Here is a 9,371-nt window from a genome sequence, read left to right as displayed (position 1 = left end):
CTAAAGTCCATAATAAAAACGAGTAAACAAGTTAATTTTGTTTACTCGTTTTTTATGACTAATATTAATTTGGATAAATAAGTTGTTCATGAGTGATGTTTTCCAATACATCATGCAGATATTTTTTTGCAAGATAATTAGCCATTGGTAAATTCATGTCTAAATAATTACCGCAATCCTTAGCGCTTGCTCCCGGCACTTCTCCTGAAAAATCAGCGATAAATCGAAACATCTCAGTCAGAAGAGGGACAATGTCGGAAGAGGTGTAATCTCCGGAAAGAAGGAGATAAAATCCGGTACGGCATCCCATAGGACCAAAATAAATTGTTTTTTCTCCGAATGTTTCATGGTTTCTTAAAAATGTTGCGGCGAGATGTTCAATCGTATGTATCTCAGCTGTATTCATTACGGGTTCATCGTTTGGGCTGGTCAGTCTTAAATCAAATGTAGTGATTGTTTCTGCACCTACAGTATCCTTGCGAGAAACGTAAACGCCCGGTTTTAATTTTAAATGGTCAATTGTAAAACTTGTGATTTTTTCCATGATATTTCCTCCAATCATTTTTATTATAGCGATTTTAAAAATAAAATGCAATCTTTCAAGAAAATATGATATAATAGACATATTCAATGTAATTTTCACATGGACAGTTTGGAGGGACAAAGATGAAATTGTACATTATGCGACATGGGGAAACAGACTGGAATAAAGAAAAACGGCTACAAGGGCAGTCAGACATTGAACTGAATGAATTTGGAAGAAGTCTGGCATATAAAACAAAAGAAGGGCTGAAAGATGTTCCGTTTGATTTAGTGATTACAAGCCCGTTGAAACGAGCAAGAGAAACTGCCCTGATTGTGAAAGGGGACAGAGAAATTCCCGTAATCGAGGATGCAAGAATAGAAGAAATGTGTTTTGGGGAATATGAAGGACTTTACTGTAAAGGGGAGAAGTTTAATATTCCTGACGAGGAGTTTAAGCGTTTCTTTGATGCGCCTGAGAGTTATAGGGCATCAAGAGGCGGAGAAGACTTTAGTGAATTTAATGAGAGAATTGAGCATTTTCTTGATGATATATTCCGAAATAAAGACTATCAGGATAGTACGATTTTGGTGTCTGTACACGGAGCAGTATTGTGTGCGATTTTAAGAATTGTGAAGAATAACCCGATGAGTCTGTTTTGGCATGGCGGAGTTCATAAAAATTGTGCTGTGACAATTATTTATGTGGATAAGGGAGTTCCAACGATTGAAGAGGAAAATATAGTCTACTATGAAGACGAAGTAGAAGACTGGTAATAAAAGGAGGAGAATGGAAATGATTAACGACAAAAAAGTATTATTCAGCGGAATGCAGGCAACAGGAAATCTTACATTAGGTAATTATCTTGGGGCGTTAAAAAACTGGATTACTTTAAGTGATGAATACGAATGCTTTTATAGTGTTGTGGATATGCACTCCATTACGGTAAGACAGGATCCGGCGACACTTCGCAAAAGAGCGAGAGCATTATTAACTTTATATATTGCGGCAGGTCTGGATCCGGAGAAAAACTGTATTTATTATCAGTCACACGTATCGGGACACGCGGAATTGGCATGGATTTTAAATTGTTACACTTACATGGGTGAATTAAACCGTATGACACAGTTTAAGGATAAGGCGGCAAAACATGCAGATAACATTAATGCCGGACTTTTTACATATCCGGTTCTTATGGCTTCTGACATATTATTGTTTCAGGCGGATGTTGTTCCGGTGGGAATTGATCAGATGCAGCATTTGGAACTGACAAGAGATGTTGCACAGAGATTTAATTCAATTTATGGGGATGTTTTCACAGTACCTGAAGCATACATCGGTAAAGTCGGAGCAAAAATTATGAGTTTACAGGAACCGACAAAGAAGATGTCAAAATCTGACGAGAATCCAAATGCAAGTATTTATCTTATGGATGATCCTGATACAATTATGCGTAAATGTAAACGTGCGGTAACAGATTCAGAGGCACAGATTGTTTATCGTGATGAGCAGCCGGGAGTGAAAAACTTAATTGATATTTATCGTGCTTGCACAAATAAGACAGTGGATGAAGTTGTAAGAGAATTTGATGGAAAAGGATATGGCGATTTTAAAATGGCAGTAGGAGAGGCTGTTGTTTCTGTTTTGGAACCTCTTCAGGATGAAGTGGCAAGACTTGAAAAAGACAAAGGTTATATTGATGGTATTATCAAAAATAATGCGGAGAAAGCCAACTATTATGCAACAAAAACATTGCGTAAAGTACAACGTAAAGTAGGTTTTCCTGACAGAATAAGATAACATATAAATAGGATTGCGCAATTGTGCAATCCTATTTATATGTATCTTTATAAGAGGTCCATTCTTCATATGGAAAAATATGCTTTAAGTTATTGCATATTTTTTCTTGCGAGAGATAAATTTCGGTTAATTTTATTTTGTCTTTTAAGTCTTCATCTGACATAGGAGCAAGGATATGTTTATTTAATTCTTGCTTTTTGTAATAAGGAGCAAAATAATACAGATTATCTGTCAGATTATTTTTTTCGCATACTGCGGTAACAAATTGATGGGTCATTTTGTGATGAATATGTCCGTACTCTCCTTCGGAGTTATGGGTTGTAATGCTTTCCCAATCTTTTGATTCTACATAGTGCGTGATGAGTTTTTTGATCTTTTCTTTGTGATGTTCCCAGTTATCTCTTTTTCCGAATCTTTTATCGGGAAAATCTAAAATAACTCCCTCATTTTTTGTTGAATCCAGCATGGCAGTAAACTCGGCTTTTCTGACTGAATTATCCCGATTAGTCAGGCAGACAATGAAATAGCCGCCTTCGGAAAGGTGCTTTCCGCCGAAAATAGTTTCGTCATCGGGATGAGCAACAATCATTAGTTTTTTTGAATTTTCAGTCGGCTCAGGTATTTTTTCTTTTTGACAGCCTGACAGAATAAAGAGTGAAGTGAGAAAACCACAGATAATTGCTTTTTTTAAGATACGCATGGTTTGTTACTCTCCTTTATAATGTAAATCGGACGATTTTTATTTTCCATATAATCTTTAGATACATATTGACCTAGAATAGAAACAAAAATCATTTGAATACTGCTTAATACAAGAATAAGTAGAGTTATGGCGAGAAGTCCGTTAAACTTATGATGTAAAAGCAATGTATCTATTCCAATGTATCCTGCTAAGACAACTGAAATCATTAGTAAAAAGGAGCCGAACATACCTGAAATCATTAGAGGCTTTGTTGAGAAAGAGAAAATACCTTCACAGGCATATGAAAACAGACTTTTTAGTGTCCATTTTGTTTCTCCGGCAATTCTTTCTACATTGTGAAATTCCACCCATTTTGTTTCAAACCCTACGAAAGAGAAAAGCCCCTTCATGTATCGGTTGTATTCTTTCATTTCTAAAATTGCATTTACCATTTGTCGTGACATCATGCGGAAATCTCCGGCGCCGTCACTCATATCCATATGGGTAAGGCGTTGAATGACACGATAAAAAGAGTGAGATAAGAAGTTGCGTATTTTTCCTTCTCCTGTACGATCCAGACGTTTTCCTGCACAACAGTCATAACCTTCTTTGTCAACGGCATAGAACATTTCTTTTAATAGCATTGGCGGATGTTGTAAATCGGCATCCATAATGACACAGTAGTCGCCGTCCGCATGGGATAAACCAGCGTACATTGCGGCTTCTTTTCCAAAGTTTCGTGAAAAGGAAAAGTAGGATATGTGCGAGTCTTTTGTGGCGAGAAGTTTTATAATATCTATCGTATGGTCTTTGCTACCATCATTGACAAATACTAATTCATAGTCAGCATCTTTGATTTCCTGTAAAACTTTTGTTACTTCCTTATGAAAAAGAGGAAGGGAATCCTCTTCGTTATAGCATGGAACAATTACACTAATTTTCTTCATAAACTATACCACCTTTCTCTTCAGTAAAAATCGCATATTTACATAAGACATAATTTGCTAAAACAGTAATTACACTCACTATTAATTTAGAAATAAGAGAGTGAAGAAGTAATTGCTGTATACAGATGTATAAAAGAATATTTTCAATCAGTAAAGTGACAAGTCGCATAGAAAAGAAAGATAAAGCTTCCTTATCTGATTTTTTGGTTTTCTGAAATACAAAATGTTTATTTGCGTAAAAAGCAAAGAGAACGGCAAAAATCCACGCTGTCGTATTTGCAAACAGATAATGTTTTTGAAAAAAAATAAAACTCCAATATATACAAAATAATTAATTGCCGTTGTACAGCCACCGATAAAACAGTAGCGGATAAATTCTGTTAACGTTTTCTTTTCCATAATAATCTCCCCTCGTAAATAAAAAGTATAATAAACAATATGAAAGAAAATCCACTGATAATAAGTCCGAGATGTTTTGCCGGAGCATTAAACACAATAGAAATGTTGTGATTTCCTTTGGTTATCGGAAAACCGACAAAACAAGTGTTCACTTTTTCGACAGATACTTTTTTGTTGTCGACATAGGCGGTAAATCCTTTCTCATATGGTATAGAAGTAATGAGGTAACCGCTTTTGGAGGCAGTTACTTTTCCTGTCAGCACTTCTTTCCCGTCAGTTTTCTCTAAATCCACTGCATCAACCGTTTGGATTCTCTTCTGTATATTGATGTAAGGAAGAGAATATAACTGCACATTTTTAATATGGTAAATTCCTTTTGAAGCGTTGATATGCAGTTCTTGCAGTGGTTGATTGGATGAAAGAATGTAAGTAAAAGTTGTGTTATTGTTTGGATAATTTGCGTCCTTACCAGACAGTTTGTTTCGTATACCGTTAATATCAATAACAACTTCTTTTTTATCTTTTCTGTCTATGTCAAAGGAAAGAAGAAGAACGGTGTCAGTATATTCTTTTGGTAAACGAACTGTTTGTTTTCTTTTTCCTTTTCCGTTTATGGTAAGAGAAAAACTTTCTTTATGTATTCCTTTTTTAAATTCTGCCCTATCAGTATTCGTAATTGCATATTGTGTCAGGACTTCTATATTTTCAGGATAGGATAGTTTTTTAAACTGTTTTTCGCTGTAAAGTCTGTCTGTCACATATGCGGGTGGCATAGAGGTATTTGTTTTTGCCAGTACAACTCCCCTTCGTTCTTTGATGATTTCATATCCGAGTGGGAGTGTTTCTTTCTTTGTCTGCATAGTTGTTACATTCATCAGATGTTGAAACAAAATGTTCGGGTTAGATGAGAGAACTACCCGATTGCGAATGCTTATTGGATTTTTCATGTAATCATAATAAAAAGTGTTATATTCTCCATTAGAAAGGGAAGAATACATTGTTGTTTTATAGGTGTTTTCGCTGAAAACATTGTTTACATTTAGAAGTCCTGTGGTCGTATCCAAAAATCTCCCTTTATAAGTGGCGCAAAATTCTGCCAGTTCCGTATCTGAAAAAATAGTATCTTCTTTTGTAGGATAGACTTCGGTTTCATTTAACTGTATACAGATAATGAAGGGAAGGATACAGGCAAAGAGCAAATATGCCGTATTTTTTTTCCGATAGAAAAGGATAAGGAGAATGAAGGTTACTACAATATCTAAAAGTATCGGAAGTTCTGTTTTTCGGCGGTCGAATAGATAAATAGTTAAAACAGGTATGCCGGTAAAGAGAAGCGGATAAAAATGTATTTTCTTTTCCGAAAAGTACATTTCCTGCAATGTTTTAGCAAAGGCATATAAAATGAATGGAAGGAAAACAAGGTAAATTTTATAGCGTACATACAAAGTTCCGTTTAATAAATAGGCGACAAGGTTACTGCTTAGGCAGAATAAAAGGATAAGTCCCATCTTCTTTGTGCGTTTATACTGTAAAGAAAGAATTAACACAAAGAGAACAATAATTGTCAGTCCTGCGCCATAGGAATAATATAAGAGTCCTCTCAACGAAGGAGTAATCCCGAATATTTCTATGAGAGAAAGAGATTTTCCACTGTCTTTTTTAATCTGCATCATATAGTAGGCGGTAGGAAGGAGGAGAACCGCGCACATTCCAATGCCAAGAGAAACAGCTCCTATATATTTCAATATGAGATTTTTTTTCTCAGTTTTCTTTTCCAATCGAAGAAGGAAGTAACCTGTGCAAAGAATAATTGCAGTCACACTAAAAAAATAACTGTGCAGAATAACGAGCGCTATGGATAAAGAAATCCATCGTATTTTTTTTGTTTGTAAAAAGTTGTCAATGGCGAGCAATGTACAAAACAGATAAGGCATATAATTGATAAACATAATCTGTCTGTGACTTTGGAATAAGAGAGAAGATGTTGCCAGCAAAAATGCGGAAATAAAGCAAATATCTTTTCGTATATTATGTTTTTTCAGCCAAAAAAAGCAGAGATTAATACTTGCAATATATTCTGCAAGAATGTAGGTGACAACGATATATTCCATATCTATAGAAGGAATTAAGTAACTGATAAGTACGTCCGGTCGGAAGAGTCCGTAGTAGGATAGCGCATAAATATTGACTCCTCCGCCTAAATGGGCTGCATAGTCAGGAAAAAGTTGTCCGTTATTAAAAAAAAGTGTGCGGAAATAGTCCGCGATTTTAATATGCTGCTGAACCCAATCTGTTGTAGAGCCAAAAGATACATTGTCCGGCCAGATAATGAAAATAAGACAGCAGGCGAAAGTAGTTAGTAATATGTATGGATAAAATTTTTGAAATTTCTTCATATGTTATGTCCCCTCCTCGTTTCTTATCATATTATGACAGATGAATCTTAAGAACGGATTGAATAGAATGACGAATATTCTTAAAATTAGCGGTTTGTTTCTTAATACTTCTTAAGAAATGAAAGTTTATACCCGAAAAGGTAAAAAATATGTATAATAGGGAAGGAGGAGAAAATATGAATGAGAAAAATATATTAAATCAATTGGACAGGCTTTTTGCCGAGAAAAGAATTTCGGAGGTGGAGCCTTTTTTGCAAAAATGTATAGAACAGGCAAAAAAGGAAGAGGATAAAGAAACACTTCTAAGTCTTTATAATGAACTGACAGGCTATTACAGGAGCGTAGGAAGAGCAGAAGAGGCAATTGAAAATGGGGGAGAAGCAGAAAAATTAATTAGAGAATTGAATTTAGCTAATACGGAATTTCATGCGACAACGCTTGTTAATTTGGCAACGGCATACCGTTCGGGAGGACAATATACAGAGGCTTTAGACATCTATCGTAAAGCGAATTGTATTTATGAAAATGTACTTACACAGCCGGATATAAAACAGGCGGGGCTTTACAATAACATGAGTATGGCGTATCAAGGAGTTGGAGAGTATACTCAGGCAGTGGATTGTCTGCATACTGCATTAGAAATTGTTAAGATGTTTCCGGAATATAAGACAGAAATTGCTTCGACCTATACAAATCTTTCAACGGTGTATTTCGAGATGAAGGATTATACGAAGGGAATTACTGCTTTGCAGAAAGCATTGCGATTATACGAAAAGGAAGCAGTAAAGGGCTCGCATTACTCAGCCCTTCTTGCTTCTTTGGCACACGGATATTATTTGCAGAAAGACTATGGGCAATCTGTAGAGTATTATACGAAAGCATTAAAAGAAATATTGGAACATTATGGTGAATGTGAAAATTATGCGATCACCTGTGAAAATTGTGCGATTGTGTTAGAGGAGAGCGGTTTTTTGCAACAGGCAGAATATCTTCGTAAAAAGGCAAAAGATGCGAGAATGAAGCAAAATAGAAAAAAAGGAATGGAGATTTCTCGTCTTTATTATGAAGAGTATGGAAAGAAAATGTTGAAAGAAAAATTTCCGGAATGTTTTGACAGAATGACGGTTGGACTTATGGGACATGGTTCAGAATGTTTTGGATTTGATGATATATTTTCTACAGACCATGATTTTGGACCGGCATTTTGTGTTTGGCTGGAAGAAGAGGATACGAAAAAATATGGAAAGGAAATGGAAGAACAATATAATAAACTTCCAAAAACTTTTGGAAATATTCCGCCAAGACAAGTGACTGTTCAAGGACAAAACAGAGTGGGGATTTTGAATGTGCGAGCATTCTATGAAGAATTTCTTGGAAGAGAATTGTATGAAGTTTTATTATATCCGGAAAAGTATACAAAGGAAGAAAAAGAGAATACATGGCTTTCCGTATCTGAAACGGCGCTGGCACAGGTGACGGCAGGAGAAATTTTTAAAAATGGAAAAGGAACATTTTTACATATACAGAGAGAATTAAAAAAAGGGTATCCCTATGAGGTGAGGGTGCGTAAAATAGCGCAGATGACAGCGTTGGCAGCACAAGCAGGGCAGTATAATTATCTTCGCTGTGTAAAGAGAGGAGAATATACAGCGGGAGAGATGGCACTGCGTGAATTTGTGCAGGCGGGATGCAATTTGATTTATTTGCTGAATAATACATTTATGCCATATTATAAGTGGATGTTTAGAAAAATGGCAACACTGCCAAAATTATCTGAAACTAAACAGTGGTTTGATAAATTGTTTACAGTGCAGACGCCTGAAGAGAAAAGTATGATAATAGAAAAAATCTGTTCCATGATTTTGAGAGAATTGAAAGAACAAAATCTGACAGAAGGTGAGGAAGATTTTTTGGAATGTCATGTAGAAAGAATATTAAGGAGAGAAAAGAAAATGAATGTGATAGAAGAAATTGTGAAATCAGAATGGGAGATGTTTCAGAAAGTGAGAAATACAGGGGGACGTGCTTCCTGTCAGGACGATTTTGAAACATTTGATATTATGAGAAAAAGTCAGTTTTCTGTATGGGGAGAGGAACTGTTAAATTCTTATTGTAAAGATTTGAAAGAAGGCGGGCAGCAGGGACGCAATCTTATTATGGAGAAATATGCTTATATGATGGAAAGTACGGCGAAAGACGAGTATGAAGTTATTAAAGATAATTTGCCGGAAGTTTCGGAAGAAAAATGCAGAATGATAGAAGGTATAGTTCCTATACAGGTAGAATGGCGAGAAGAATTTGCAAAGAAATATCCGCATTTATCGGGGCAGGCAAGACTGATTCATACTTCGGAAGATGAGGAGAACAATATTTCTTTTGAAACATATTTGAGAGGAGAATTAAAAACATATTCAATGGAAACTCTTGTCAGATATGCGGCAATGGTTGTCGATTTTGCGAAACGTGGAATAAATATGGTAGAAGAAATCATGCGCCGGACAACAGAATATTATGGATATACAACAATGGAAGAAGCGGAGCAAAAACAGATGATGTAGAAAAAAGCGTTATGCAGTCACTTAACAGGTGACGCATAACGCTTTTGAATTATGGACTTTAGTCTG

8 protein-coding genes are annotated in these 9,371 nt (G+C 35.7%); 3 read left to right on the top strand and 5 right to left on the bottom strand.

The window, feature by feature from the left end:
- Nucleotides 1-64: 64 nt before the first annotated feature.
- A complete protein-coding gene (locus tag ACYPXO_RS10545) occupies nucleotides 65-544 on the bottom strand; it encodes an S-ribosylhomocysteine lyase (protein WP_459640529.1) in 480 nt (159 codons plus the stop codon).
- A gap of 122 nt (nucleotides 545-666) precedes the next feature.
- Between ACYPXO_RS10545 and ACYPXO_RS10540 the strand changes: the two genes are divergently transcribed.
- On the top strand, nucleotides 667-1,299 hold the full coding sequence (locus ACYPXO_RS10540; protein ID WP_459640528.1) for a histidine phosphatase family protein: 633 nt from the start codon (nucleotides 667-669) through the stop codon (nucleotides 1,297-1,299).
- Nucleotides 1,300-1,318: 19 nt separating this feature from the next.
- Complete coding sequence (gene trpS / locus ACYPXO_RS10535) at nucleotides 1,319-2,323, top strand: tryptophan--tRNA ligase (RefSeq protein WP_459640527.1); 1,005 nt, start codon at nucleotides 1,319-1,321, stop codon at nucleotides 2,321-2,323.
- Nucleotides 2,324-2,354: 31 nt separating this feature from the next.
- Here trpS and ACYPXO_RS10530 read toward each other — a convergent pair whose 3' ends face one another.
- From ACYPXO_RS10530 to ACYPXO_RS10515, 4 genes are all read right to left on the bottom strand, one after another.
- The gene (locus ACYPXO_RS10530; RefSeq protein ID WP_459640526.1) at nucleotides 2,355-3,023 is read right to left on the bottom strand and encodes a PIG-L family deacetylase; all 669 of its coding nucleotides are present in this window, start codon (nucleotides 3,021-3,023) and stop codon (nucleotides 2,355-2,357) included.
- Nucleotides 3,011-3,952, bottom strand: a complete 942-nt coding sequence (locus ACYPXO_RS10525) for a glycosyltransferase family 2 protein (protein ID WP_459640525.1) — start codon at nucleotides 3,950-3,952, stop codon at nucleotides 3,011-3,013. The genes ACYPXO_RS10530 and ACYPXO_RS10525 overlap by 13 nt, the downstream gene beginning before the upstream one ends.
- Nucleotides 3,939-4,238, bottom strand: a complete 300-nt coding sequence (locus ACYPXO_RS10520) for a GtrA family protein (RefSeq protein WP_459640530.1) — start codon at nucleotides 4,236-4,238, stop codon at nucleotides 3,939-3,941. Before ACYPXO_RS10520 ends, ACYPXO_RS10525 begins: the two co-directional genes overlap by 14 nt.
- Before the next feature lie 94 nt (nucleotides 4,239-4,332).
- Complete coding sequence (locus ACYPXO_RS10515; protein WP_459640524.1) at nucleotides 4,333-6,747, bottom strand: YfhO family protein; 2,415 nt, start codon at nucleotides 6,745-6,747, stop codon at nucleotides 4,333-4,335.
- 176 nt (nucleotides 6,748-6,923) lie between these two features.
- On the opposite strand from ACYPXO_RS10515, the gene ACYPXO_RS10510 reads away from it, so the two are divergent.
- A complete protein-coding gene (locus ACYPXO_RS10510) occupies nucleotides 6,924-9,305 on the top strand; it encodes a DUF4125 family protein (protein WP_459640523.1) in 2,382 nt (793 codons plus the stop codon).
- The last annotated feature ends 66 nt before the right edge of the window (nucleotides 9,306-9,371 follow it).

The sequence above is a fragment of the Faecalimonas canis genome (assembly GCF_054601575.1).
This window is presented reverse-complemented; position numbering and strand designations above follow the sequence as displayed.

What these genes read in the sequence shown, in the direction of transcription:
- ACYPXO_RS10530 (WP_459640526.1), bottom strand. Translation starts at nt 3,023, where the DNA reads ATGCGTATCTTAAAAAAAGCAATTATCTGTGGTTTTCTCACTTCACTC.
- ACYPXO_RS10510 (WP_459640523.1), top strand. Translation starts at nt 6,924, where the DNA reads ATGAATGAGAAAAATATATTAAATCAATTGGACAGGCTTTTTGCCGAG.
- ACYPXO_RS10525 (WP_459640525.1), bottom strand. Translation starts at nt 3,952, where the DNA reads ATGAAGAAAATTAGTGTAATTGTTCCATGCTATAACGAAGAGGATTCC.
- ACYPXO_RS10540 (WP_459640528.1), top strand. Translation starts at nt 667, where the DNA reads ATGAAATTGTACATTATGCGACATGGGGAAACAGACTGGAATAAAGAA.
- ACYPXO_RS10545 (WP_459640529.1), bottom strand. Translation starts at nt 544, where the DNA reads ATGGAAAAAATCACAAGTTTTACAATTGACCATTTAAAATTAAAACCG.
- ACYPXO_RS10515 (WP_459640524.1), bottom strand. Translation starts at nt 6,747, where the DNA reads ATGAAGAAATTTCAAAAATTTTATCCATACATATTACTAACTACTTTC.
- trpS (WP_459640527.1), top strand. Translation starts at nt 1,319, where the DNA reads ATGATTAACGACAAAAAAGTATTATTCAGCGGAATGCAGGCAACAGGA.